Source organism: Phaeobacter sp. 11ANDIMAR09, from assembly GCF_001294455.1.
In the GTDB taxonomy this organism is placed as follows: domain Bacteria; phylum Pseudomonadota; class Alphaproteobacteria; order Rhodobacterales; family Rhodobacteraceae; genus Pseudophaeobacter.
Window position 1 is genome coordinate 26,662 of sequence record NZ_LIKT01000007.1, and the last position, 25,373, is coordinate 52,034.

Annotated in this window: 22 protein-coding genes and 3 tRNA genes; 17 read left to right on the forward strand and 8 right to left on the reverse strand. The window is 59.0% G+C overall.

The window, feature by feature from the left end:
* Positions 1-3 precede the first annotated feature (3 nt).
* Positions 4-471 carry a division/cell wall cluster transcriptional repressor MraZ gene (mraZ, locus tag AN476_RS07765; RefSeq protein ID WP_054460450.1) on the reverse strand — a complete coding sequence of 156 codons (468 nt, stop codon included), beginning with the start codon at positions 469-471 and terminating at the stop codon, positions 4-6.
* Between the two features lie 883 nt (positions 472-1,354).
* Entirely contained in the window at positions 1,355-2,470 is a 1,116-nt protein-coding gene (locus tag AN476_RS07770; RefSeq protein WP_054460452.1) for an Mrp/NBP35 family ATP-binding protein, read from the reverse strand.
* Between the two features lie 326 nt (positions 2,471-2,796).
* Between AN476_RS07770 and AN476_RS07775 the strand changes: the two genes are divergently transcribed.
* Positions 2,797-3,015 (forward strand): DUF1127 domain-containing protein, encoded by a 219-nt coding sequence (locus AN476_RS07775; RefSeq protein ID WP_054460454.1) that lies wholly within the window; start codon positions 2,797-2,799, stop codon positions 3,013-3,015.
* A 790-nt stretch (positions 3,016-3,805) separates the two neighbouring features.
* On the opposite strand, the gene AN476_RS07780 is transcribed toward AN476_RS07775, so the two are convergent.
* Positions 3,806-6,307 carry an ATP-dependent helicase gene (locus AN476_RS07780; RefSeq protein WP_054460755.1) on the reverse strand — a complete coding sequence of 834 codons (2,502 nt, stop codon included), beginning with the start codon at positions 6,305-6,307 and terminating at the stop codon, positions 3,806-3,808.
* A 202-nt stretch (positions 6,308-6,509) separates the two neighbouring features.
* Here AN476_RS07780 and AN476_RS07785 point away from each other — a divergent pair, with 202 nt between their 5' ends.
* The 3 genes from AN476_RS07785 to AN476_RS07795 all read left to right on the forward strand — a co-directional run bounded on the left by AN476_RS07785 (position 6,510) and on the right by AN476_RS07795 (position 13,323).
* A complete protein-coding gene (locus tag AN476_RS07785) occupies positions 6,510-8,300 on the forward strand; it encodes a diguanylate cyclase (protein ID WP_054460456.1) in 1,791 nt (596 codons plus the stop codon).
* Between the two features lie 62 nt (positions 8,301-8,362).
* Positions 8,363-9,553, forward strand: a complete 1,191-nt coding sequence (locus AN476_RS07790) for an alpha-hydroxy acid oxidase (protein WP_054460458.1) — start codon at positions 8,363-8,365, stop codon at positions 9,551-9,553.
* A gap of 308 nt (positions 9,554-9,861) precedes the next feature.
* Positions 9,862-13,323, forward strand: coding sequence for a pyruvate carboxylase (locus AN476_RS07795; RefSeq protein WP_054460461.1), 3,462 nt, complete (start codon positions 9,862-9,864; stop codon positions 13,321-13,323).
* A gap of 187 nt (positions 13,324-13,510) precedes the next feature.
* On the opposite strand, the gene AN476_RS07800 is transcribed toward AN476_RS07795, so the two are convergent.
* A complete protein-coding gene (locus tag AN476_RS07800; protein WP_157063708.1) occupies positions 13,511-13,855 on the reverse strand; it encodes a hypothetical protein in 345 nt (114 codons plus the stop codon).
* A 232-nt stretch (positions 13,856-14,087) separates the two neighbouring features.
* Between AN476_RS07800 and AN476_RS07805 the strand changes: the two genes are divergently transcribed.
* The 6 genes from AN476_RS07805 (at position 14,088) to AN476_RS07830 (ending at position 18,394) form a co-directional block, all read left to right on the forward strand.
* A tRNA-Gly gene (locus AN476_RS07805) sits at positions 14,088-14,162 on the forward strand.
* Between the two features lie 143 nt (positions 14,163-14,305).
* Positions 14,306-15,265, forward strand: coding sequence for a DNA cytosine methyltransferase (locus tag AN476_RS07810; protein ID WP_054460464.1), 960 nt, complete (start codon positions 14,306-14,308; stop codon positions 15,263-15,265).
* 105 nt (positions 15,266-15,370) lie between these two features.
* Positions 15,371-16,270 (forward strand): NaeI family type II restriction endonuclease, encoded by a 900-nt coding sequence (locus AN476_RS07815; RefSeq protein WP_054460465.1) that lies wholly within the window; start codon positions 15,371-15,373, stop codon positions 16,268-16,270.
* Positions 16,271-16,466: 196 nt separating this feature from the next.
* Positions 16,467-16,541, forward strand: a tRNA-Gly gene (locus AN476_RS07820).
* A 178-nt stretch (positions 16,542-16,719) separates the two neighbouring features.
* A tRNA-Gly gene (locus tag AN476_RS07825) sits at positions 16,720-16,794 on the forward strand.
* A gap of 247 nt (positions 16,795-17,041) precedes the next feature.
* Complete coding sequence (locus AN476_RS07830) at positions 17,042-18,394, forward strand: aminotransferase (RefSeq protein WP_054460467.1); 1,353 nt, start codon at positions 17,042-17,044, stop codon at positions 18,392-18,394.
* Positions 18,395-18,474: 80 nt separating this feature from the next.
* Here the strand turns inward: AN476_RS07830 and AN476_RS07835 are convergent, their stop codons facing one another.
* On the reverse strand, positions 18,475-18,714 hold the full coding sequence (locus AN476_RS07835; protein ID WP_009809036.1) for an Lrp/AsnC ligand binding domain-containing protein: 240 nt from the start codon (positions 18,712-18,714) through the stop codon (positions 18,475-18,477).
* 180 nt (positions 18,715-18,894) lie between these two features.
* On the opposite strand from AN476_RS07835, the gene hisB reads away from it, so the two are divergent.
* Positions 18,895-19,482 (forward strand): imidazoleglycerol-phosphate dehydratase HisB, encoded by a 588-nt coding sequence (hisB, locus tag AN476_RS07840; protein ID WP_054460469.1) that lies wholly within the window; start codon positions 18,895-18,897, stop codon positions 19,480-19,482.
* Between the two features lie 32 nt (positions 19,483-19,514).
* Here hisB and AN476_RS07845 read toward each other — a convergent pair whose 3' ends face one another.
* The gene (locus AN476_RS07845) at positions 19,515-20,030 is read right to left on the reverse strand and encodes a DUF2306 domain-containing protein (protein WP_253279856.1); all 516 of its coding nucleotides are present in this window, start codon (positions 20,028-20,030) and stop codon (positions 19,515-19,517) included.
* Positions 20,031-20,229: 199 nt separating this feature from the next.
* Between AN476_RS07845 and AN476_RS07850 the strand changes: the two genes are divergently transcribed.
* Together AN476_RS07850 and hisH are read left to right on the forward strand one after the other, a co-directional pair.
* A complete protein-coding gene (locus AN476_RS07850; RefSeq protein ID WP_054460472.1) occupies positions 20,230-20,844 on the forward strand; it encodes a TetR/AcrR family transcriptional regulator in 615 nt (204 codons plus the stop codon).
* Positions 20,845-20,926: 82 nt separating this feature from the next.
* Entirely contained in the window at positions 20,927-21,565 is a 639-nt protein-coding gene (gene hisH / locus AN476_RS07855; RefSeq protein WP_054460474.1) for an imidazole glycerol phosphate synthase subunit HisH, read from the forward strand.
* 102 nt (positions 21,566-21,667) lie between these two features.
* Here the strand turns inward: hisH and AN476_RS07860 are convergent, their stop codons facing one another.
* Positions 21,668-22,393 carry an AraC family transcriptional regulator gene (locus tag AN476_RS07860; protein ID WP_054460476.1) on the reverse strand — a complete coding sequence of 242 codons (726 nt, stop codon included), beginning with the start codon at positions 22,391-22,393 and terminating at the stop codon, positions 21,668-21,670.
* A 160-nt stretch (positions 22,394-22,553) separates the two neighbouring features.
* Between AN476_RS07860 and AN476_RS07865 the strand changes: the two genes are divergently transcribed.
* Together AN476_RS07865 and AN476_RS07870 are read left to right on the forward strand one after the other, a co-directional pair.
* Positions 22,554-23,090, forward strand: coding sequence for a peroxiredoxin-like family protein (locus AN476_RS07865; RefSeq protein ID WP_054460479.1), 537 nt, complete (start codon positions 22,554-22,556; stop codon positions 23,088-23,090).
* 184 nt (positions 23,091-23,274) lie between these two features.
* Positions 23,275-23,526, forward strand: a complete 252-nt coding sequence (locus AN476_RS07870; protein WP_054460481.1) for a WGR domain-containing protein — start codon at positions 23,275-23,277, stop codon at positions 23,524-23,526.
* Positions 23,527-23,566: 40 nt separating this feature from the next.
* Here AN476_RS07870 and AN476_RS07875 read toward each other — a convergent pair whose 3' ends face one another.
* On the reverse strand, positions 23,567-23,953 hold the full coding sequence (locus AN476_RS07875) for a DUF2147 domain-containing protein (protein WP_054460483.1): 387 nt from the start codon (positions 23,951-23,953) through the stop codon (positions 23,567-23,569).
* Positions 23,954-24,184: 231 nt separating this feature from the next.
* Here AN476_RS07875 and hisA point away from each other — a divergent pair, with 231 nt between their 5' ends.
* Complete coding sequence (gene hisA, locus AN476_RS07880; RefSeq protein WP_054460485.1) at positions 24,185-24,907, forward strand: 1-(5-phosphoribosyl)-5-[(5-phosphoribosylamino)methylideneamino]imidazole-4-carboxamide isomerase; 723 nt, start codon at positions 24,185-24,187, stop codon at positions 24,905-24,907.
* A gap of 6 nt (positions 24,908-24,913) precedes the next feature.
* A complete protein-coding gene (locus AN476_RS07885; RefSeq protein WP_054460486.1) occupies positions 24,914-25,363 on the forward strand; it encodes a DUF2867 domain-containing protein in 450 nt (149 codons plus the stop codon).
* The last annotated feature ends 10 nt before the right edge of the window (positions 25,364-25,373 follow it).

Consider the following 25,373-nt stretch of genomic DNA (forward strand, 5'->3'; position numbering starts at 1 on the left):
TTCTTATGCGCCTCCGGCGCCATCAAGGAACTCCAGCGGGTCAAACCCTTCTGGCAGCTCATCCATCCATTTGTCGGCAAGCGCCATTTCTTCTTCTTCATAGGTCTCGGGCTTCCAGATCTGGAAGGTATCACCGGCCGCCATAAAGAAGGCTTCTTTTTCCAAGTCGATCTTGTTGCGCAGCTTGGCTGGCAACACCAGGCGACCCGTCTCATCAATTGTGGTGGGAAAGGACTGGCCATGAAACAGGCGCTGCAGCATCTTGCGCTGCATAGAACCACGCGGCAGAGCGTCGATTTTGTCATCGACCTCTTCAATCGCTTCGATGGTGTAGCATTCCAGGTAGTTGCGGCGATGGTCGCCATAGACGATAACCAGCTCCGGATTCTCTCCGGACTTCCAATTCGGGTCGCTGGCTTCGATCACACGACGAAAGGAGGCCGGAATCGATACCCGCCCCTTTGTGTCCACCTTATGGTGGCTTTCGCCTCTGAACCTACGGCCCAAGAATTCGCCCTCTACCTGCGCCCGGCGGCGCGTTGCCTTCCCCAGAAACTAAGGAAGGCGGGTTGATCTGCTGCCACTGATCAACCCGCCTCCTAATTCCCGCTTAGCGGGGTGTCCGACTGCGCGCGCCACCTGGGGGGATGTCTGCTCGCCCGCGCGCCGGATCTCTCATTGTTCGGATGAAATGAAGGCCTGTATGAACCTGCTTATTATTATGAGCTGGGGTCTTTAGCGCCCCGATGTGCTCTTCGTCGCATCCGATGAATTAGGGATACTATGGGAAATCATGGCCTGACAACCCACTATTAAAAAAACTCGCCACAATACCGCCTCGAACGCCGCAGAGAAGCCACATTTCATTAACCATATTCTGAAAAATATCGCCCTATTTGCGCCAAAAGCGGCATCAAACACTACATATAGTGAGGCAAAAAAGTTGTAGAAAGGCACAAGGTTTGGCCCATGAAATCCCAACTCGAGACCAACTTGTTAACAACAGATTAAGAGTTCACTTAATGTTCTAGCCTCAATCTGTGCATAACTCTGTGGGTAATGAGAATCGAAGGCGGACTCAGCGCTCCGATTCGGAAAAACTGCACTGCAAGGGAGAGCTCATGCCCCATCTCGTCCCAAAATCGGACCCCGAATTCCCATGGGTCCCATAATTTCCCATATTCGCAAATTCAGCGCATATCACCCCTGGGTTGTGACGAGGGCTGCGAGCCCCGCAGGATCAGGCGAGTTTTGTAGAATACCTCAAAACTCAAGCCGACCTGTAATGCCCAAGGCGCCCACTCATACTATTGGCGCCTCAGACAAGGGAAATAGCAGCACGGCGCAACGAGGCCTAAGCCATGCCGCCCGCCACAAGCCCCTTGGCAATTTGTGCATAGGCCTCAGCAATTGGCCCCGCTCCTGTGGCGACAGGCCTACCGGCATCCCCGGCCAGGCGGGTGTCAAGATCAATGGGCAGCGCTCCGAGCAAAGGCAGACCCAGCGCCTCGGCCTCGGCCGCGACACCCCCATGACCAAAGATATGATGCTCACCGCCACAATCCGGGCAGGTGAAGAAGGACATGTTCTCGATCAGACCCAGAACCGGCGTCTTTAGGGTTTTGAACATATCCAGCGCCTTGCGGGCATCTATAAGTGCAACATCCTGCGGCGTGCTGACAACAATGGCGCCGCTCAATTCGCTCTTGGTGCAGAGGGTCAGCTGCACATCCCCCGTTCCGGGCGGCAGATCAACGATCAGCACATCTAACTCGCCCCAGTTCACCTGGCCCAACATCTGTTGCAGAGCCCCCATCAGCATGGGCCCCCGCCAGACGACAGCCTTGTCTTCGGGCACCATAAGACCAATGGACATCAGGGTGACGCCATGGGCGTGCAAAGGTTCTATCACAGTGCCATCGGAACTGCTTGGCCGCCCAGAGACCCCCATCATACGCGGCTGGCTTGGGCCATATATATCGGCATCCAGCAAACCAACGCGCCGCCCCTGCCGCGACAGCGCCACCGCCAGGTTGGCACTGACGGTAGACTTCCCCACGCCTCCTTTGCCAGAGGCCACAGCCAGAATACGGGCAACCCCTTTGGGTTTGATTGGTCCAGCTTGGGCTTTTGAGTGTCCGCCAATTTTTAGACTTGGCGCTGCGCCCGCCTTAGGCGGGGAAGACGCAGGCGCATCTGCCGGACCATGGGCTGTCAGCGCCACCGAAACAGCCCCCACCCCGCTGAGCGCCAGAACAGCGGCCTCCGCCGCGCGACGCAGAGGCTCCATGTGTTGCGCTATTTCGGGGCTTGGGGCTTCGATGACAAAACGGACCTTAGCCTGCCCCTCTGTGCCCGGCATCTCATCAAACCTTAGCGCACGCACCATATCCCGAGATATCAAAGTACCCCCATCCGGCAGCGCCAAGCGCTCCAGCGCGGCTTTTACCTGTTTCTGTGTTACCGGCATGTCCCGCCCTCCTACGCCCGATTCCCAAGGCCCACCCCTAGCTCAAGGAGCTGTCTTGGTGAAGCAGGCAGCCTGGACCCGCCCGGCCCATTCCGCAAGGGAAAGCAGGCAGAGGGTCCGAGCAAGTTGCCCCATCGGAAAGCAGAAATGGACAATTTCGCCCAAAAAACAGCCTGTTTACAAAAGGGTAACAATCAACCCATGCAAATGCTGCATAGCAGAATTGCTTTCAAAGGGGATTGTGCAAGTGCAGCATTTAGCTATTTTGAATTCAAGAAACGCCGAGACCGGCACAACACATTAGACCAGTTCTGAGGATAGACCCGATGGCCGCTGTAAACCAAATCGCAACACCTAAGTCTGTATTCTCGTTCCTGCCAATCGCCTGGTTCGACGGGCTGAGCACAAAATTCGCGCGTTACCGTCTGTACCGCGAAACCTACAATGAGCTCTCCGAGCTTTCGGGGCGTGATCTGGCAGATCTGGGTTTGAACCGCTCGATGATCAAACGCGTCGCCTATCAGGCCGCATACGAAAACAACTAATAGAGATCAGGCTCTTTTCTCCTCCTCCCTAAAGAGCCTGTCCTACGCGGTGACATCCTCCTCCTCCCTGATGTCACCGCACCCTATACCGGCCAAGCCGGAACAGAATACATCTGGATCTCCTCCTCCCTTGGTCCCGATGTTGTCATGAACGGCGGTGCCCCCTCCTCCTCCCTGGGCGCCGCCGTTTCTTGTTTTTGCCCTTTCGAACCCGATTGCGCTGCTCTGCACCGGAATGCGCCTCACAACTACCCCCCCTTCGCGCCCCGTGGCCCTCGGCACGGCGACAGGAGCTGGGCTCAGAGGGCTCTCTGGCAGCAAGAAACGCCCCAGATCATTGCTTGGCCCGGCACTCAAACAGCTCGGGAAAGATCGCCAGCTCTGCGGAGAAGCCTGGGTAAACACCGGGCTCGGTGGATCTCGCCCGGTTTGCACTGACGGTTTGCACCGCTCATGTAAAAAGCATGGGGTTTCACGTCAGTGCCGACCGACCAAGGCTGAACCCCTGGTACGGAAACCTGCTAAAACAGGCAGGCCGAGCGTTCCCTGGCTTCAGGTTTTAACTGGGCATTTCCGCAGGTTTTCCTCTCCACCCCGACAGTTCTCGACCAGGGACGAAATCGGGGCACAATCCGGCCCAGGCAGCCCCTGAAAACGTGGCGACTGTTGCGGATCTCAACAGTGGCAAGGGGGTGGCGGGGGCGCCGAGACAGTTTACTGTCTCGGCGCCCCCGCCCGGATCGGATCGCTCTGCGATCCGATCCGGTGATCTTTCAGATCACATATCGCCTCAAAACGGGACATCATCCGAGCCGGTTGAAGCAGTCTCACCACCTGCAGAAGAAATAAAGCGGGCAACCACCTTTTTCACCCCGGCCTTTTCAAAGCTCACTTCCAGCTTGTCGCCTTCAATACCTGTGATGGCACCATAGCCAAATTTCTGGTGAAACACCCGATCGCCCAGGGTAAAGCTGGAACTCGCCGTCAGATCAATCACCTGGCTCTGCGCCGCTTTGGGCTGGGCAGTCCCACGCTGCGCTGAACGCGCCTGCATGCGCTTCCACCCAGGCGAGTTGTACCCATCAGCCTGGGCCACCTTGGCATCAATGGTCGAGCGCACCGGCTCAGCCGCACTGGCCGCAGCACCATAGCCGCCCCCATAAAGGCCGGGTGGCGTCAGCACCTCGACATGCTCTTCCGGCAGCTCATCCACAAAGCGCGAGGGCAGCTGCGACTGCCATTGGCCAAAGACACGGCGATTGCCAGCAAAGGAAATGGTACAGATCTCTTCGGCGCGGGTGATGCCGACATAGGCGAGACGGCGTTCTTCCTCGAGCCCCTTGAGCCCGCTTTCATCCATCGAGCGCTGCGAGGGGAACAACCCGTCCTCCCAGCCCGGCAGGAAGACAGCCGGAAACTCCAGCCCCTTGGCCGCATGCAGGGTCATGATTGAAACCTTCTGGTCCGAATCCTGTTTGTCATTGTCCATCACCAGACTGACATGCTCCAGAAAACCCTGAAGGTTTTCAAAGTTCTCCAGCGCCTTGACCAGTTCCTTGAGGTTTTCCAGACGGCCCGGACTGTCCGGGTTCTTATCCATCTGCCACATGGCGGTGTAGCCGCTTTCATCCAGAATGATCTCGGCCAACTCCATATGGGAGACATCAGCGTCCCCAACCATACGCCCCCAGCGCGCCAAATCTTCGACCAGGCGCCGCAGGGCAGCGCCACCCTTACCCTTGATCGCGCCAGCCTCCACAGCCAGCCGCGCGCCCTCTATCAGCGACACGCCGTTTTCGCGAGCAAAACTCTGAATCGTCTGCTGTGCTTTGTCACCCAGGCCACGTTTGGGGGTGTTCACAATCCGCTCGAACGCAAGATCATCATCAGCTGAGGTGACCATGCGGAAATAGCCCATAGCATCGCGGATCTCCAGGCGCTCGTAAAAGCGAGGCCCCCCAATGACGCGATAGGGCAGACCGATGGTCAAGAACCGATCTTCAAAGGCGCGCATCTGATGCGAGGCCCGCACCAGGATCGCCATATCATTCAATCCAATGGGGCGCTGACCGCGAGTCCCACGCTGGGTCGCCTCGACCTCTTCGCCGATCCAGCGCGCCTCTTCCTCGCCGTCCCAGTGACCGATCACGCGAACCTTCTCGCCCCCCTGGGCAGCGGTCCACAGCTCCTTGCCCAAGCGGCCGGAATTGCCGCTGATCACTCCTGAGGCGGCCGCCAGGATGTGTTCAGTCGAGCGATAATTCTGCTCCAGCCGCACCACCTTGGCGCCGGGGAAATCCTTTTCAAAGCGTAGGATATTGCCCACCTCGGCCCCACGCCAGCCATAGATCGACTGGTCATCATCGCCAACGCAGCAGATGTTTTTATGACCGCCCGCCAACAGCCGCAGCCACATGTATTGGGCAATATTGGTATCTTGATACTCATCCACCATGATGTATCGGAACCAGCGCTGATACTGCGCCAGAATATCGCTATGGGTCTGAAAGATCGTCACCACGTGCAGCAGAAGATCGCCAAAATCGACGGCATTGAGCTCTAGCAGACGGCGCTGGTACTGGGCATAAAGCTCTGGCCCGCGATGGTTATAAGCACCCGCCTCTGAGCTAGGCAATTTCTCCGGCGTGAGTGCCCGGTTCTTCCAGTCATCGATGATGCCCGCCAGCATCCGCGGTGGCCAGCGCTTTTCATCAATCCCCGCAGCGCGGATCAGCTGTTTGAGCAGCCGGATCTGATCATCTGTGTCGAGGATGGTGAAATTGGATTTCAGATGCAGGGTGTTGCGCCGACGTGGTGCCGCCGATGCTCCCAAATCCCCATAGGGGTTCGGGTTTTCCGATTCCTCAACCTCTTCGACAACTGCATCCGAATTTGGCGAGGCTTCACCGCAAATCAGCTCCGCATGGCGGCGCAGCAGCTTTACGCAGACCGAATGGAAGGTCCCTAACCAGGGCATGCCCTCGGCAGGTTGCCCCAGCATAGTGCCAACCCGCTCTTTCATCTCGCGCGCGGCCTTGTTGGTAAAGGTCACCGCCAGAATCTCGTTGGTGCGGGCTGAACCGGTGTTCAGCAGGTGCACAATCCGTGCCGTCAGCGCCTTGGTCTTGCCCGTTCCGGCGCCAGCCAACATCAGAACCGGCCCCTCCAGGCATTCCACGGCTTCTCGCTGGGCCGGGTTCAGCCCATCAAGATAGGGGGTAGGACGGGCCGCCATGGCCCGGGACGACAGGGAGGCGCCCTCGAAGGCGTCCATTTCATCAAAACTGCTCATGGCCATAACCCTAGCGTGATTCAACGCCCGAGAAAAGGGGACGTTCGCATTCTGTTCGCCACTTATGTCGGGATTAAACTGCGTCGAATTTGACGGAAAATGCGCAACCCAGAGCTGGTTCCCTACTGCAATTTTCCCTTTTATTACGATATATTTAACTCTCAAAGCGCATCGTGACCGGGACGAGAAAGCCAGGTGAAACATGAGTAATAAGTTTAAGCCGCTGATCCATGGAAAGTTGCGCAGCCTCTTCCTATTGGTCTTGCTGCTGGGGATGGCTGCCGGATCCATCTGGGCCATTGTAGCGGTCCCCACTCCGGTTGTGGACCGCATGCTGGAAGCAGATATCCGCCAGGAGTCACAGCTCTGGCAGCGCCGTGTTGTCCTACACCTGGAAGACGCGGAGGCAACACTTGAGGACGGGATTATCACGCCCTCGGACGCCAAGTATCTGAATCTTATGCCCGAAGCATCAGATGTCTACCGCTTTCGCCTGTTCAACAGCGACGGTATGATCTTCTGGTCCACACGGCCGGAGGAGATCGGAGAGTATGAGTCGCGCGCCTATTTCGACACCATCGTCGCCCAGGGCGAGACCTTCTATATGCATGAAACTCTGCCCACCTCCGAGATCGACGGCATTCTTATGCATGTGGGAGACAGCTATGCAGCGGGCGCGCGCGAGGTGGCTCAGATCTATGTGCCCTTGATGCACAATGGCCATTTTGATGGCGCCATTGAATTCTTCACCGATATCACAGAGCGCCGCGATACCTTTGTCAATCGCGCCCGCCTTTCGCTTATTGTCTTGACCACGATTGCTTTTGTTGCGCTTTCGGTTGCGGTCTACATGACCTTCAGCGCCAATAGCATGCGGATGAAGCAGCTGAACGAGCGCAATGAAAGCGAGCGCGCCATTTTGGACGAGCAACTGCGCCTGGCCCGCGAAGTGCAGCTGCTGGGGGAGCTGAACGAATGGCTGCAATCCAGCCGTTCGCTGGACGAGCTGTTTGACATGGTGGCCCGCTTTATGACCCACATCCTGCCCGAAGCCGAGGGCAGCGTTTATGTCTATTCAAACTCGCGGGATGTCCTGGATGGCTGTGCCAGCTGGAACGGCGGCACGCATAAGGATCACATCCACCCAGAAGAATGCTGGGGGCTGCGCCGGGGGCGCACCTATGAGTATGGCTCTTCCGAAATCGACTTTGTCTGTGAACACGCCGAGCCACATGACGGCCGCAGCTACTACTGCTTCCCGATCCTGGCCCATGGCGAAACCGTTGGCTTGATGCATCTGCGCGCGGCCCAAGAAAAGGGGGACAATTTCAGGGAAAGTAAGAAATTGGCGCAGATGTGTGCCGAGCAAATCTCTATGGCCATTGCAAATGTGCAGATGCGCGATCAACTGCATGACCAGTCGGTGCGCGACCCGCTCACCGGATTGTTCAACCGACGCCACATGAATGACTCGCTGCGCAAACTGATCAATGCCAGCCAGAACTCTGGCAAGAAGCTCAGCCTCATTGCACTCGACGTGGATCACTTCAAGAAGTTCAACGACAACCATGGCCATGATGCCGGCGACATGGTGCTGCGCGCTGTAGGATCGGTTCTGGAACAGGCCTGCGATGTTGATGACATTGCCTGTCGCCCGGGCGGCGAGGAGTTCACCCTGATCGTGTCCGGCAGCAGCCAGGAAGATGTCATCACCAAGGCCGAATTGTTGCGTCAGGCGGTTGAGGCCATTGTGGTCCGCTACGGCGAAAAATCCCTGCCGCGGATCACCATCTCGCTGGGGGTGGCCCATTACCCCGCCCACGGCACCATGCCGCAGGATCTTCTGCGCGCCTCGGATGAGGCGCTTTATGATGCGAAGGCAAAGGGACGCAATCAAGTCTGTATCGCTTCCGGTGCCGAGGTTGAGCCTCGCGCGCCGCAGGAAAAGACACAGTTTGGTCCCGAGCGCCCCGAGGACAGCGCCGTGGCCTGACGGCGGATGCCGTCTTCCGGCCCCCTCTTGCCAAACCATCATCTCCGCTTATCAATGCGGGGATGGATTTGCATCAACACTGCCCCGGATTGTCAGACCTGCGCGCACGGGCCAAGGCCCGCCTGCCCCGCTTTGTCTGGGAATATCTCGACAGCGCCACCGGCACCGAGGCCACCAAGCGACGCAATCGCGAGGCTCTGGATCAGATTGGTTTTCTGCCCTCGATCCTGCATGGACCACAGGAGGTGGATCTGACAACACGCCTGCTGGGGCGGGACTTGCCGCTGCCCTTTGGCATAGCGCCCGTGGGCATGTCCGGCCTGATCTGGCCTGACGCCGAGGGCCAGCTGGCCCGGTTTGGTGCCAGCTCTGGCATCCCCTATTCCCTGTCGACGGTGGCCAGCCAATCCCCCGAGGATCTGGCCCCACACCTGGGGGAGGAGGCCTGGTTCCAGCTCTATCCCCCCAAAGATGAAGGCATTCGGCAAGACATGCTGGCACGCGCCCGTATCGCTGGCTTCAAGACTCTGGTGCTGACTGTAGATGTCCCCGTGGCCTCGCGACGCGAACGCCAGGTGCGCTCGGGCCTGACCCAGCCGCCGCGCTTGACCCCGCGCCTCTTGGCGCAGGTCGCCCGGCGTCCCGCTTGGGCCATGGGCATGGCGCTCAAACACCGGGCACAGGGCGGCATGCCGCATATGCGCACTCTGGACAAATACATCACCGAAAACAGCCGAGGGCTCTCCTCTACCGCCCATATCGGCTATCTGCTGCGCACCTCCCCCGATTGGGACTATGTGAAATGGCTGCGCGACAACTGGCAGGGGAGCCTGGTTATCAAAGGCGTGATGCGCGCAGAGGATGCCGCTCCGCTGGAACAGCTCGGCGTTGACGCGCTTTGGGTGTCAAACCATGCAGGGCGCCAATTTGATGCCGCCCCCGCCGCAATCGAGATGCTGCCGGAACTGCGCGCTGCCACCCAACTGCCGCTGATTTTTGACAGTGGCGTCGAGGGCGGATTGGACATCCTGCGCGCCCTGGCTCTGGGGGCGGATTTTGTCATGCTGGGGCGGGCCTTTCACTTTGCACTTGCAGCATTGGGCGCCAAAGGCCTGCCGCATCTGGCAGAGATCCTGAGCAAGGATCTGGAGGCCAATATGGGGCAGCTTGGGCTACGTTCCCTGGCAGAGGCGAAGACTTTGCAAATTCGCAATCTGACGTTACGGGCGAATGTGAAAACCCTAAACACCTGAAACATGTAGCAAAGCCTGCGAGCGACTTTCGCTCTTCTTCCACGGATTGTGGCACCGGAGACGGGGTTAGACATATGTCAGTAGCAATGACCAAAGATTCGCTACGGCCTGATTTGCACAAAATTTAGGCGAAAAAAGAAGGGCCCTGCGCGCAATTTCAGCCGCAAATGCTGCATCTGCACAGAAAACTGACGGATTCTAGCCGTATGCGAGCGCAATCATGCCGCAGATACCCAATACTACGGCTATACCAGTGGCTAAGATGTAACTAACACTTCGCCAACCCTAGACTACTCCGAGGAGCGACAATGCCTGATTTCAAGAAGATCCTGATTGCAAACCGGGGCGAAATCGCCATTCGCGTCATGCGTGCTGCAAATGAAATGGGCAAACGCACGGTTGCCGTCTATGCCGAAGAGGACAAGCTGGGCCTGCACCGCTTCAAAGCCGATGAGGCTTACCGCATTGGCGAAGGCATGGGCCCGGTTGCCGCCTATCTGAGCATTGACGAGATCATTCGCGTCGCCAAAGAGTGCGGCGCCGATGCGATCCACCCCGGCTACGGCCTGCTGTCGGAGAACCCGGATTTCGTCGATGCCTGCGCCCGCAACGGCATCACCTTTATCGGCCCCAAAGCCGAAACAATGCGTGCACTGGGCGACAAGGCCTCGGCCCGTCGCGTTGCCATTGAAGCCGGTGTGCCGGTCATTCCCGCCACCGAGGTGCTGGGCGATGACATGAAGGCCATCGCAGAGGAAGCTACCGAAGTCGGCTATCCGCTGATGCTCAAGGCCTCCTGGGGCGGTGGCGGTCGCGGCATGCGCCCCATTCACGGCCCGGACGAGCTGGAAGAAAAAGTGCTGGAAGGTCGCCGCGAGGCCGAAGCCGCCTTTGGTAATGGCGAGGGCTATCTGGAAAAGATGATCACCCGCGCGCGTCACGTCGAGGTGCAGATCCTGGGCGACAAGCACGGCGAGATCTACCACCTGTTTGAGCGCGACTGTTCGGTGCAACGGCGTAACCAGAAAGTGGTAGAACGCGCGCCCGCCCCCTATCTCTCTGAGGAACAGCGCGCCGAGATCTGCGAGCTGGGCCGCAAGATCTGTGCCCATGTAAATTATGAATGCGCCGGCACCGTTGAATTCCTGATGGATATGGAGAGCGGCAAGTTCTACTTCATCGAGGTGAACCCCCGCGTTCAGGTGGAACATACCGTCACCGAAGAGGTCACCGGTATCGACATCGTTCAGGCGCAGATCCTGATCGCCGAGGGCAAACCCATTGCCGAGGCCACCGGCAAGGCCGCGCAGAGCGAGATCCGCCTCAATGGGCACGCGCTGCAGACCCGGGTAACCACTGAGGATCCACTGAACAACTTCATCCCCGATTACGGCCGTATCACCGCTTACCGTTCGGCCACAGGCATGGGCATCCGTCTGGACGGCGGCACCGCCTATGCCGGCGGGGTGATCACCCGCTATTATGACAGCCTGCTGACCAAGGTCACCGCCTGGGCACAGACCCCAGAAAAGGCCATTGCCCGTATGGACCGCGCCCTGCGTGAATTCCGGGTCCGCGGTGTGTCCACCAATATTGCCTTTGTTGAGAACCTGCTGAAGCACCCGACCTTCCTCGACAACAGTTATACCACCACATTCATCGACAATACGCCGGGCCTGTTCCAGTTTGCCAAACGCCAGGACCGCGGCACCAAGGTGCTGACCTATCTGGCGGATATCTCCGTGAACGGCCACCCCGAGACCGAAGGTCGGGCCGCCCCTGCGGCAGATCTGAAAGAGCCGCGTGCACCGCATGTGGACCCGGCGCCGCTGCCCTATGGTACCCGCAACCTGCTGGAGCAAAAGGGCGCCCAAGCCGTGGCCGACTGGATGAAGGCCCAGCGGCAGTTGCTGCTGACTGATACCACCATGCGCGATGGCCACCAGTCGTTGCTGGCCACCCGGATGCGCAGCCATGACATGATTAAGGTGGCCCCTGCCTATGCACAAAACCTCAGCCAGCTGTTCTCGGTGGAATGCTGGGGCGGCGCGACCTTTGATGTGGCCTATCGCTTCCTGCAGGAATGCCCCTGGCAGCGCCTGCGCGATCTGCGCGAAGCCATGCCCAATGTGATGACCCAAATGTTGCTGCGCGCTTCCAATGGCGTGGGCTATACCAACTACCCCGACAACGTGGTGCAGGAGTTTGTCCGCCAGGCGGCGGAGACCGGCGTTGATGTGTTCCGGGTGTTTGACAGCCTCAACTGGGTGGAAAACATGCGCGTCGCCATGGATGCGGTGGTCGAGAGCGGCAAGCTCTGCGAAGGCACCATCTGCTACACCGGCGATATCCTCGACCCCAACCGGGCCAAATATGACCTGAAATACTATGTCGGCATGGCCAAGGAGCTGGAGGCCGCAGGCGCCCATGTTCTGGGTCTGAAAGACATGGCCGGCCTGCTGAAGCCCGCCGCCGCCCGGCAGCTGGTCAAAGCGTTGAAATCCGAAGTTGGCCTGCCGGTCCACTTCCATACCCATGACACCTCGGGCATTGCCGGGGCCACCATCCTGGCGGCCGCAGATGCCGGCGTCGATGCGGTGGATGTTGCTATGGACGCCTTCTCCGGCGGCACCTCGCAACCCTGCTTTGGCTCCATCGTCGAAGGGCTGCGCAACACCGACCGTGACACCGGGCTGGATATCGCCGCAATCCGCGAAATCTCAGACTACTGGGAGCAGGTCCGCGCACAATATGCCGCCTTTGAAAGCGGCCTCGCCGCCCCTGCCTCGGAGGTTTATCTGCACGAAATGCCCGGTGGCCAGTTCACCAACCTCAAAGCGCAGGCTCGCAGCCTTGGTTTGGAAGAGCGCTGGCATGAGGTCGCCCAGACCTATGCCGATGTGAACCAGATGTTTGGCGATATCGTCAAGGTGACCCCCTCCTCCAAAGTGGTGGGCGACATGGCGCTGATGATGGTCTCTCAGAACCTCAGCCGCGCCGAGGTCGAAAGCCCCGACACCGAGGTCTCCTTCCCTGACAGCGTCGTCGACATGATGCGCGGCAACCTGGGCCAGCCTCCGGGCGGCTTCCCCGAAGGGATCACCGCCAAGGTGCTCAAAGGCGACGCCCCCAATCTGGCCCGTCCCGGCGCCCATCTGGAGCCGGTGGATCTGGAAGCCACCCGCACCGAGCTCAGCCAGCAGCTGGAAGGCAAAGTGGTGGATGACGAAGATCTCAACGGCTATCTGATGTATCCCAAGGTCTTCCTCGACTACATGGGGCGTCACCGCCAATACGGTCCGGTGCGTACCCTGCCCACCCGCGCCTTCTTCTACGGCATGGAGCCCGGCGAAGAGATCACCGCCGAGATTGACCCCGGCAAGACGCTGGAGATCCGCCTGCAAGCCATTGGCGAAACCGACGAGACTGGCGAAGTCAAAGTCTTCTTTGAACTCAACGGCCAGCCCCGCGTCATCCGAGTGCCAAACCGTCTGGTCAAGGCCAGCACCGACAGCCGTCCCAAAGCCGAAGCAGGCAATGCCGATCACATCGGCGCACCAATGCCCGGTGTTGTGGCCAGTGTTGCGGTACAGGTCGGCCAAGAGGTGCACGAGGGCGATATGCTGCTGACCATTGAGGCAATGAAGATGGAAACAGGTCTACACGCCGAACGCTCAGCCCGTATCAAGGCCCTGCATGTCTCGGCGGGCACTCAGATCGATGCCAAAGACCTGCTGATTGAGCTGGAAGAGCTAGGCACAGAAGACTAACCGGGCCAAGCTTTTCGGCTCTCTGCGCTAGAATAGCTCAAAACCAAAAGAGCCCCGAAGGAATATTCCTTCGGGGCTTTTCTTCATCGTGCGAGCCCTGCCCCCAACCTCAGCGGCAGCCTTTGAGGCCACTCAAGTCGGTACACAAAGGCCTGTTCATTCATCCTGCGCTATCTTTCGGCCTCTGTCAGGCATCGCGCCAGACGGGCCTGTGAGGGCTGTCGCATTCAAGCACATAGAAACTAGGGGCAAGATATCTATGCTCCCCCGCCGCCGTCATGCCCCAGCGGGAGTGCTGCCAACGCAATGCCATAACGGCCCAGGCTTCTACCGGAGTGACGACAAGCTGCCCGCCCAAATCGCATTGCGCCTGTAGCGCCTGCTCTTGAAGAGGGGGCACTGACAGGGCCTGACCAGAGGCTTCAATTCCGTCATCGGTTGAGTCTATGCGGGTGCCAGCCTGCACCACCAACCCCGACACAACTGCCAAGGACAAGGCCGTAAGCCGCATCGTTTCTTTGAACTTTCCCACGGCGCTCTCCCTTACTTTTACGCTGCTGTATTACCCAACGTTCATGGCACCGCTTTCCGTCGCAGGAGACGCAAAAAATTACCCTGTCCCTTTTTCCCAAGGACCCGCAGCAGCAAGACCCTGGGAAAAATCCTAGGTCAGAAATGCCTCCCAATCAGAATTACAAAATCTGCGCATTTTTCTCTTGTGCCTGTGGCTCAACCCCACTAGAAGCCCCCTCACCAAATGGTGCGCGGGCGTAGCTCAGGGGTAGAGCATAACCTTGCCAAGGTTAGGGTCGGGCGTTCGAATCGCCTCGCCCGCTCCATTTTGGATTTCGAACAGGCCACTCCTTCTGGGGTGGCCTTTCGCGTTCCAATGGGTGACTCTAACGCAGCCTTGCGTGGAATCAGCTTTGCGCATAGGAACAGATCCAGAACACCAAAACAAGAAACAGGCAGGCGGCACGACATGCTCACATCCGTGGAACTTTGCGCAGGGGCTGGCGGTCAGGCGCTGGGACTGGAACGCGCCGGCTTTGATCACACCGCATTGGTCGAGATCGACAAGCACTGCTGTGCCACCCTGCGCCACAACCGCCCCAACTGGAACGTGCTCGAAGAGGACCTGCGCCTGTTCAAAGACGACGCCAGCGCCTACAAAGGCATTGATCTACTGGCTGGCGGCCTGCCCTGCCCGCCCTTTTCCGTCGCGGGCAAACAGCTGGGCGAAAAGGATGAGCGCAATCTCTTCGACGATGCCATTCATATCGTCGATTCGACCCGTCCCCGTGCGGTCATGATCGAAAACGTGCGCGGCTTTCTGGATGCCGCCTTTCATGACTACCGCGAAAAGCTGAAAAAGCAGCTCTCCAAACTCGGCTATGAAACCGATTGGCGCCTGCTCAATGCCTCTGACTACGGCGTGCCGCAGCTGCGCCCGCGGGTGGCAATTGTGGCGCTGCGCAAGGAATACTCAGACCAGTTCAACTGGCCGGAACCACTGCCACACAATCCGCCCACCGTGGGCGAAACCCTGTTGGACCTGATGAAGGCCCGCGGCTGGCGCGGTGCCGACGACTGGGCCGCCCAGGCGGATGAGATTGCCCCGACAATCGTCGGGGGCTCCAAAAAACACGGCGGGCCGGACTTGGGCCCAACACGGGCCCGGCGCGCCTGGGCCTCTCTGGGAGTTGAGGGACGCACCATCGCCTATGAGGCACCAGACCCTTTCCACAACGATATGCCCCGCCTTACCGTGCGCATGGTGGCCCGCATCCAGGGCTTCCCGGATGCCTGGCATTTCACCGGCGCCAAGACCAATGCCTATCGCCAGGTTGGCAATGCCTTCCCGCCCCCCGTAGCCGAGGCCGTGGCCCGCCAGCTGCGCGAGGCCATCGCCCGCCCTGCCCTGCGTGTGGTCTCGAAATAGCCACAGCCACAACAGGACGCCTCCGATCCAAAAGCGCCTGTCCTTTCCCTTTCACCTTTCTATAAATATTCAAATTCACCGATTTCGGCCCAGACCGAGGTAGATATGAAACGCAGCCTGCCGCCCAGTCTCATTGCCCCGGGTCACCCGGATTTCGACGCTCTGACCGCGCTGGCAACAGAGATCACTGCCCGCGCTGGTGGGACGCTGGAGCTGCAGCAGAGCTTCCCGGCCATGCTGCGCGCCTGCATTGATGATGTCATCATGACGCCCAAAACCGGACGGCGTGCCTATGAAGAGCTGGAAAAAACCGAAAAGACCTATATCGGCACCCGCGTCGAGATCGAGCTGCGCGCCCTGTTGCGCCTGCCTCGGGGACGGCTTGACACCGAAATCCTGGGGCGGGACATGGATATCAAAAACACCATGGGCAGCAATTGGATGATTCCAACCGAAGCCCTGGGCCAGCCTTGCCTGCTGGTGGCTGCCGATGAGGCCCGCGCGCGCTGCTATCTCGGGCTGATTATCGCCCACCCCGATTACCTGACCAAAGGCAAAAACAAGGATGGCAAAGCATCAATCTCGGCGGCAGGCTTTGCCAATATCCTCTGGCTGATCTGCGATCAGGCCTACCCTGCCAATTTCTGGCGTCGACAACCTGCCGAGATCGTCACCGAGATCTTTGCCCAGCCCACCGGCAATGCCCGCATGGCCTGCCTGTTTCGCCTTATCCAAAATCAGCCCATCGCCCGCGATGTGGTCGAAGCCGTAGCCCAGCAAAAGGACTTCATGCGCCGCATCCGCTCGGACAAGGGCCGTGGCACCCGGGACCTGCTGGAACAAGAGGGCATCCTGCTGCTCTCGGGCCAATACGACAGCCAGCTGATCAAGGCGCTGGAGTTGCCCCATTGCAGCGGCGCAGAATTCATCTCCTCAACGCCCCAAGGCAAGCGACACCAGGGCCTGGCTGCGCAGGCCGGGTTCAACCTGCCCCAGGGTCTCTAAACTAGCGGCCACGTCCAAGCCCTCTGACCAAGCTGCCTTTAGCGCCCGCAAAGAACCGCCCCTGCACCACGGACAAGAGATGCCCCGCCCTGCCCCTGCACCGATTTGGGGGAATGCAGAATTCTTACGCCCCAAGTCACTTTCCCTCTTGCGGCCTCGCTGGGGATTGCCTAAACACCGCTTCACCAAATGTAGCGCGGGCGTAGCTCAGGGGTAGAGCATAACCTTGCCAAGGTTAGGGTCGGGCGTTCGAATCGCCTCGCCCGCTCCATTTGGACCAAACAGGCCGCCAGATGCATATCGCATCGGCGGCCTTTTGTTTGCCTCGCACCCCCTTCTGCGCTGCAATCAGCTTGCGTCACCGCGGTGCAAAAAACTCTCCCTCCCCGTCACTTTCCCTCTTGCGGCCCCTCCCGGCTTTGCCTAAACACCGCTTCACCAAATGTAGCGCGGGCGTAGCTCAGGGGTAGAGCATAACCTTGCCAAGGTTAGGGTCGGGCGTTCGAATCGCCTCGCCCGCTCCATTTGGACCAAACAGGCCGCCTGATGCGTCTCGCATCGGCGGCCTTTTTGTTTGCTACCTGTCCTGGTGTTTTTCGACCAAAACAATCCAGTGCTCCTGCCTCGGGGAAATTTTGATCAAATTCCTTTGACCTCTCCAGTAAAACAAGACAAAGCTAGCCGCAACAGCGTGGCACCCCAGCGCCTCGCCTCTTCACATTACCTTCGCCCATGTCCCGAAAACATGCGCCCAACCAGAGGAATTCCACAATGGCTCCAGTCGTTTACCCTACCACAAACCTCACCGCGACCGAACAGATGTGCCTGGAACGTGGCGAGGGAATCTATGTCTTTGATAGCGAAGGTAACAAATACATCGAAGGCCTGGCTGGGCTGTGGTGCACCTCGTTGGGCTACAACAACACAGAGGTGGTCGAGGCCATCACCGAGCAGTTGAACAAACTGCCCTTCAGCCACACCTTTGGCGGCAAGACCCATCAGCCGATCATCGACCTGGCGGAAAAGCTAAAGGCCATGGTGCCGGTAGAAGACGCCTATATCTTCTTTGGCAATTCCGGCTCGGATGCCAATGACAGCCACTACAAGATGCTGCGCTACTATTTCAACGCCATCGGCAAACCGGAAAAGCGCAAGATCATCACCCGTGAGCGCGGCTATCACGGTGTCACCGTCGCCGCCGGCTCGCTGACCTCGCTGCCCGCCAACCTGGCGCATTTTGATGCCCCTGTTGAGGCCCTGAGCATCCTGCGCACCGATGCCCCGCATTACTACACCGGCCGCAAGGGCAACGAGACCGAAGCGCAGTTTGTCGACCGCATCCTGAAAAACCTCGAAGATCAGATCCTGGCGGAAGACCCCGACACCATCGCCGCCATGGTGATGGAGCCGATCACTGGCGCCTCGGGTGTGATCGTGCCGCCAGAAGGCTACTACGAGAAGCTCCAGGCCCTGCTGCGCAAACATGGTATTCTGGTCTGGGCGGACGAGGTGATCACCGGATTTGGCCGCACCGGCGCCGATTTTGGCTGCACCACCATGGGCATCAAGCCCGATCTGATGACCTTTGCCAAACAGCTGTCGTCGGCCTACTTTCCGATCTCGGCCAGCATCATTCCCGGCTGGATGTACAAGGAAATGATCGCTCCCTCAAATGAGGTTGGCGTTTTTGGCCATGGCTACACATATTCCGGCCACCCCGCCGCCTGTGCCGCCGCGCTAAAAACGCTCGAGATCTACGAGCGCGACAATCTGTTTGAGCACGCAGCCGAAGTGGGTGACTACATGCAGGCCCAGCTGCGCGAGATCTTTACAGATCACCCGCTGGTGGGCGAGGTACGCGGCAAGGGCCTGATCGCAGCGCTGGAACTGGTGTCGAACAAAACCACAGGTGCCACAATTGCCGGCGGCAAGGGCGGTGCCACCGCGGTCAAGGCTTGCCAGGACAATGGCGTGATCCTGCGCGCAGTGGCGGGCAATGCCCTGGCCTTCTGCCCACCGCTGATCATCACCAAGCCCGAGATTGACGACATGCTGGCCCGCGTCAAAACTGCACTGAACAGCAGCTACGAGAGCCTCAAGGCCGATGGGCTGGTTGAGGGCTGATCCTGCATCGGTTCAAACAAAAACGCCCCGGATAACTTCCGGGGCGTTTTTTGTTGCATGCTGATGTTAGCAATTTTGGCTCAGAAGACCTTGAAGGTCATGGTGGTGAGCGAGCGCTCAATATTGGGGATCACCAAGAGGTGCTCGTTGATGTATTTGCCCACATCCGCATCCGAGGGGATATAGAGCTTCATCAGGAGGTCATATTCACCGCTGGTGGAATAGAGCTCTGAGTGAATTTCGCGCAGGGCAATTTCCTCGGCCACGGAATAGGTGGTGCCGGGTTTGCAGCGGATCTGGATGAATACGCAGGTCGACATGGGGCGTCCCTCTGGTCTTTTGGGTCAAGTGATTTGCCGCCCAAGCTGGCATGCAGAGCCGCCGGGCGCAATGGTCGCAGCTCATCCGGGCAACAGAGAATGGCGATTGCCCCGCTAGGGCCTTGAGCCAGCCCCCCTCCCCACCCTATAAGTGGCGCGCAGATAGCAAGGAATTCCCATATGCGTAGCGCCACGATCAGCCGCCAGACCGCCGAAACCAAAATCACGGTCGAGATCAATCTCGACGGCACCGGTTCTTATGACAACCAGACCGGGGTTGGTTTTTTTGACCATATGCTGGACCAACTGGCGCGCCATTCGCTGATCGACATTACCATTCGCGCCGAGGGCGATTATCACATCGATGATCACCACACCGTCGAAGACACCGGCATTGCCCTGGGCCAGGCTCTGGCGCAGGCGCTTGGCGACAAGAAAGGCATCCGCCGCTACGGTGAATGCCACTTGCCGATGGATGACGCCCAGGTTCGTTGTGCCCTGGACCTTTCCGCGCGCCCCTATCTGGTCTGGAATGTCGAGATCCCAACGCAAAAGATCGGCACCTTTGATACCGAGCTGGTACGCGAATTCTTTACCGCCTTTGCCACACATGGCGGTATCACCCTGCACATCGACCAGCTGCATGGCTTCAACAGCCACCACATCGTCGAGGCCGCCTTCAAGGCGGTGGCCCGCGCCCTGCGCCTTGCGGTCGAGACCGATCCGCGCAAATCCGACGCAATCCCCTCGACCAAAGGCGCGCTCTAGCTGCGCCACTTGATCGCATAGGCTCCCAGACCTCAGGCCGGTTGCTCAACCGGCCTGTTTCTATCGCGCCTAAGCAACCACTCTGCCAACAACATATTTGGTACCCAGCAGGCCCAGGCCACTAGCGTATAGCCCAATTCCTCGCCCAAGGTCGCAAAAAGAAACGGCAAATATAGCCGCAGAGTCACAGCCGCAAAGGTCAGCGCCCCGGACCGGATCATCCAGACCCGATGCTCCGCAATCCGTCCCTGCATCGCCAGCCAGATGCCGCGCCCAGTTGTTCCCAGCCACAAAAACGCCAACAGGCCAAACCCCAGCCCAGCAACCAGCCCAGAGCTGGTGCCAATTGCCATGATCAACCCACCCAGGCCCGATACCAAAATGGCCCCCCCATAACCTCGCCCGATCCAGCGATGCAGGTGTGGACGCCGTTGACGCAGGGCCCGCCAAAACTGAAAGGGCAAGAGCGCCAATGCCACTGGAGCCAGACCAATATGCGCATAAAAGGCCAGGGGGCGCTCAAGGGCGTGGTAGGCGACAAAAGGCATGGAAAGCTCCACCCCAATCAAAAGAAACCGCCAAGATGCCAGGGCGATCAACAAACACAAAATCCAAAGAGCACCGTTCCGCAGCTTTGGCAGGGTCGTAGAAAGGGACATGTTTCCTCCAACTTTACGCTGTAAACTTTACATTGTAAAAATCACGTCACCTTGACGCTGTCAAGTTGCCTGTTATTCTGCGCCTCAAATGGCTGATCTGACCGGAAAAAAACCACATCACCACGGCGATTTGCGCGCCGCTCTGATCCAAAGCGGCATCGAGATTCTGACCGAATCCGGGCTCGATGCTCTGACCCTGCGTCGCTGCGCTGCCCGTGCGGGCGTCTCTCATGCCGCACCTGCGCATCATTTTGACGGGCTCGCTGGCCTGCGTGGCGCCATTGCCAAAGAAGGCTTTGACCGCTTTCGCCAACAGATGCTGCGCGCCCGCGCTGTCGGAGGGCAAGACCCCAAGGGGCGTATTCTGTCACTCTGCCGGGGCTATCTGGAGTTTGCCGTCGAAAACCCTGGACTTTTCACCCTGATCTTCAGCTGCGGTCCGATGTCCCAGTTTGAAGAAGACATGAATGCGGGTAGCGCCACCGCCTATGGAGTTCTGCGTGAGACCTGCGCGCCCTTTGTGCCCAAGGATACTGATCCGATGGTGATTGAAACCCAGGTCTGGTCGCTGATCCATGGGTTTTCCCACCTGTTCCTGGCCGGCACCTTTGGCCCCGGCCATGGCCCCCCTGATCATCACCGGCTCTTTGCCCCGGTAATGGCCCTGTTGCAGGAAATTGGCACAGATCCCGCGCCAAAGTGACCAGCCGGCCTGCCCCGCACTTGACCTTTTGCACAAATCAAGAGAGGTCTCAGGCACAATCCCAAGAAAGCGCAGACCTGCCATGCTGACAGCCATCATCGACTATGAATCCGGCAATCTCCATTCTGCTGAAAAAGCCTTTCAACGTATGGCTCAGGAAATGAATGCTGGTGAGGTTGTTGTCACCTCCGATGCGGATGTGGTGGCTCGCGCCGACCGTCTGGTGCTGCCCGGCGATGGTGCCTTTCCAGCCTGTGCCGCTGAATTGCGCGGCCACAAGGGCATCTATGAAGCCATGGTCGAAGCCGTCGAGCAAAAGGGCCGTCCCTTTCTCGGCATCTGCGTTGGCATGCAGTTGATGGCGACAACCGGCCACGAATATGAGGACACACCCGGCCTGGATTGGATTGCAGGCGATGTGGTCAAGATTGCGCCTCAGGATGCCAGTCTGAAGGTGCCCCACATGGGCTGGAACGATCTCATCCTCAACCAGCCGCATCCGATCTTTGACGGTATTGCCAGTGGCGATCACGTCTATTTTGTGCATAGCTATCACTTCCGCGTCGCCAATGCGGCTGAACGCCTTGCCCATGTCGACTATGGCAGCGATGTCACCGCCGTGATCGGCCGGGACACCATGCTGGGCATGCAGTTCCATCCGGAAAAAAGCCAGGACGTGGGTCTGCGCATGATCGGAAATTTCCTCACCTGGGCCCCCTAACACAGGTTGCGAGGCGGCGCGCAAACGCCCCCTTTCACCTTTCTACAAATATTCAAAATCCACTGCCCGCCAAAGGTACAGGCCTCGCTGTTCTGCGCCGCCTCAGCCAAAGGTGCGCAGCGACACCGGCGCCACGCCATAGGCCTTGCGAAAGGCGCGGGTAAACCCCTCGGGGGAGGCATAGGCATAGCGCCGCGCCACTGCCTCCACCCGGTCACCCTTTGCCAAATCCTGATGCGCCAATGTCAAACGCCAGCGCCGCAAATAGCCCATGGGCGTCTCGCCGACCTCAGCGGCAAAAAGCTCCGCAAACCGCGACAGCGACAACCCCGCCTCGCCAGCCAGGTCGGCATTGGACCACAACCGACCCGGATGGTCATGCACCGCCACAATCGCACGGCTTAACCGTGGGTTTGCCAGACCTGCCAGCAGCCCTGGCTCAGTTGCGCCCTGTTCGATCTGATTGCGCAGCAGCCGCACCATCAGCACTTCCCCCAGGCGATTGACCACAGATTGCGCCCCACAGCGCCTGCCGGTGCTTTCTGCCAGCATGACCTGCAGCAAATCACGCGTTTCAAAATTTTCCACCAGGTCAAATTCCACGCACTTCGGCAGAGCAGCCACCAGGGGGTTGTGCCCAGCGCCCCAGTCGACCCTGACGCTCAGCAGCACCGCGTGCTCAGCTTTGATGTCCACCTTTCCGCGAGGAAAAAACACCAGACGGTCCGGTGCGCTGGGCGCGCCCAGCGCCACCAGATTGGCGTGAGACAGTGGCGCAGGATGCACCGAAAGCTGGAACCGCTCCATCAACGTCGTAAGCCGGTCCATCCTCTCTCCCCCTCGCAGCCATCAGCAGCACGACCACAGTCTAGCCAGCTGTGCTGGATCGGCCAAGAGAGTTTTCGGTGTTTTGGTTTGGTTTTTCGGATTTATCAGTTGAAAATTCCTGCAATACCTCCCTCAATCACTCAAACCTACAGGAGCCATCATGCTTATTCCCCGTCAGAAAACCCCCGATCTGAACCTGCCGCTGCTGGGTGGCGGTCAGTTTGACCTGGCCAGCGAGGGCAGCAGCCGCGGCACTGTGATCTGCTTTTACCGTGGTTTGCACTGCCCGATCTGCGCCAACTACCTGAAGGAGTTGGAAAAACGGGTTGCTGATTTTGCTGAGCGCGGCGTGACCTGCATCGCTGTTTCCTCGGATGGCGAAGAGCGCACCCAGGCCATGGCCGACAAGATCGAAGCCAGCGGCCTGCGCTTTGCCTATGATCTGCCACTGGATGTGGCAAAATCCTGGGGGCTCTATATCTCCACCTCACGCGGCAAAACCTCCATCGGCATCGAAGAGCCTGCGCTGTTCTCCGAACCCGGCCTGTTCATGGTGACCCCAGAGCAGACGCTCTACTACGGCTCGACCCAGACCATGCCCTTTGTACGCCCCCATTTCTCGGAACTGGTTGGCGCGCTGGATTTTGCCATCGCCAATGACTACCCGGCGCGCGGCGAATACATCGGCGACGTCTAATTCGAGATCCCCTCTAACCAAATGCCTGCGACCATCACTCACGGATTTTGCAGGTCAAACCGCCGCTTTCACAATTTTGAAAGTGGCGGTTTTTCCATGCCCGCCCCTACACTGAGGGAATGGACAGAGAGAGGCTTTGCAGGCATAGAGAGGCTCCCGCCCAACGAAGGCATAGACGCCACCCGTGCAGACCAGACTTGAAAAATTCGACTATGTTGACGGACGCCACCGCTACTGCGTGTTGCGGCTCAGTCAGACGCTGTTTGGCGAATGGTGTCTGGAACAGGCCAAAGGCCCCATAGGTGCCCCCGGTGGTCAGCAGATCCGGGCCTATTACCTCCAGCACGGCGAGGCCCTGCAAAGCTATGAAACCATGCGCGACAGCCAGGTCAAACGCGGTTTTGTGCCAATTCCGGTGCAGCTGGGACTGCTGTAGCAGCCCCAGCATGTGTTTTTAGTGCCTCCGGTCGATCAGATCATTTGACCCGCGTCCAGGTCTGTTTCGAGCAGATCAAGCCACCAGCCACACAGCCCCGCAGCGCCAAAGAATTGCCCTTCAGATCCATCTTACCGGTGTAGATCTTGTCATTCGACGGCCGCCAGACCTCGCCCGTGTAATAGCCCTCGCCCTTGGCAACCATATCGATCACCAGGGTCTTGCCGATATTGGGCGAGCTATACTCGCCTGCGTCATTGAAGGTACGGGCGATTTTGCCACAGATTGCCGCGCCGCAGGGGGCCATTTCGATATGGGCATAAGAGCCGTCATCTGGTTGGGTTTTCCAGGTACCCAGGATTGGATCCGCCAAAGCGGCCCCCGCCAGGGTCAGCCCCGCCAGCGCCGTTGCCAAAAACATCTTCATCTTGTCTCTCCCTTTCGCCTTGCATGTCGTTTGACCGTCTCACCGCACCTAGTCACAAATATTTGGCACAGTTTTGCGACTACAGTGACGCAGGCGAGGCATTTCAGGCAAGGTTGACTTTGGGTCGCGTTGCAATTCCACCCTGCCCCGTGCAAAACACCGCCTAACAGCTATGGCCAGTTCCGCTGGCCCCACACCGGCAAGACCAAGACCAACACAAGGGCCGCGCATATGATTCTCTACCCCGCAATCGACCTCAAAGACGGCCAGGCCGTGCGCCTGGTACATGGCGACATGGAGCAGACCACTGTCTTCAACGACAATCCCGCTGCCCAGGCGCTGGAATTTGTCAAAGCAGGCTGTGACTGGTTGCATTTGGTGGATCTGAATGGCGCCTTTGCCGGCGAGCCAGTAAATGCCGCTCCGGTTGAGGAAATCCTGAAACAGTGCAAGGTGCCTGCGCAGCTGGGCGGCGGCATTCGCGACATGAAGACCATTGAGAACTGGATCGACAAGGGGCTGGCGCGGGTGATCCTGGGTACGGTCGCGGTGGAAGATCCCGACCTGGTGCGTCAGGCCGCGCGCGAATTTCCCGGCAAAGTCGCCGTTGGCATTGACGCCCGAAATGGTCGCGTCGCAACCAAGGGCTGGGCGGAAGAAACCGATGTCATGGTCACTGACCTGGCAAAATCCTTTGAGGACGCAGGGGTTGCCGCCATCATCTATACTGACATCATGCGTGACGGCGCCATGAAAGGCCCCAATGTCGAAGCCACAGCCGCGCTTGGTAATGCGGTCTCAATCCCGGTAATTGCCTCGGGTGGGGTTTCATCGCTGGACGATTTGCGGGCGTTGAAATCCTGCGGCGCGCCGCTCAATGGCGCAATTTCCGGCCGCGCGCTGTATGATGGGGCAATTGACCTGGCCGAAGCCCTCTCGGTCATGAAGGGCTAATCTGCCATGGGTTCAGTCCGCGCAACCGACCTGCCGCATTCCAGCCTGCTGTTTCAACAACCCGCAGGCATCAAGCCAGATGACTTTGTGGATTGCTACGCCAAGCCCAGTGATTGCCCGCTTGACGAAGCGGCGGAGCGGGCCTTTCGTTTCCCGGCCTGGGTCTCGGCTCTGATGCGGCTGCGCAATCTGCTGGTGACTCCATTCGGGCTGAACACTGAGGTTACCTCACCGAACAAGATAGGTTTCTTCCCGCTTGTCACCCGCTCCGAGACCGAGCTGATCCTGGGGCTGGACGATAGCCATCTGGATTTTCGCATCTCGGTCCTCAAACAGGATGGCATGATCCATTTTGCCACCTGGGTGCGAACGAAGAACCGGTTTGGCAAAATCTATCTGCGTCTGATCATGCCCTTCCATGTGCTGATCGTGCGCAATGCGGTGTCACGGGTCTGATCCGGTGTCA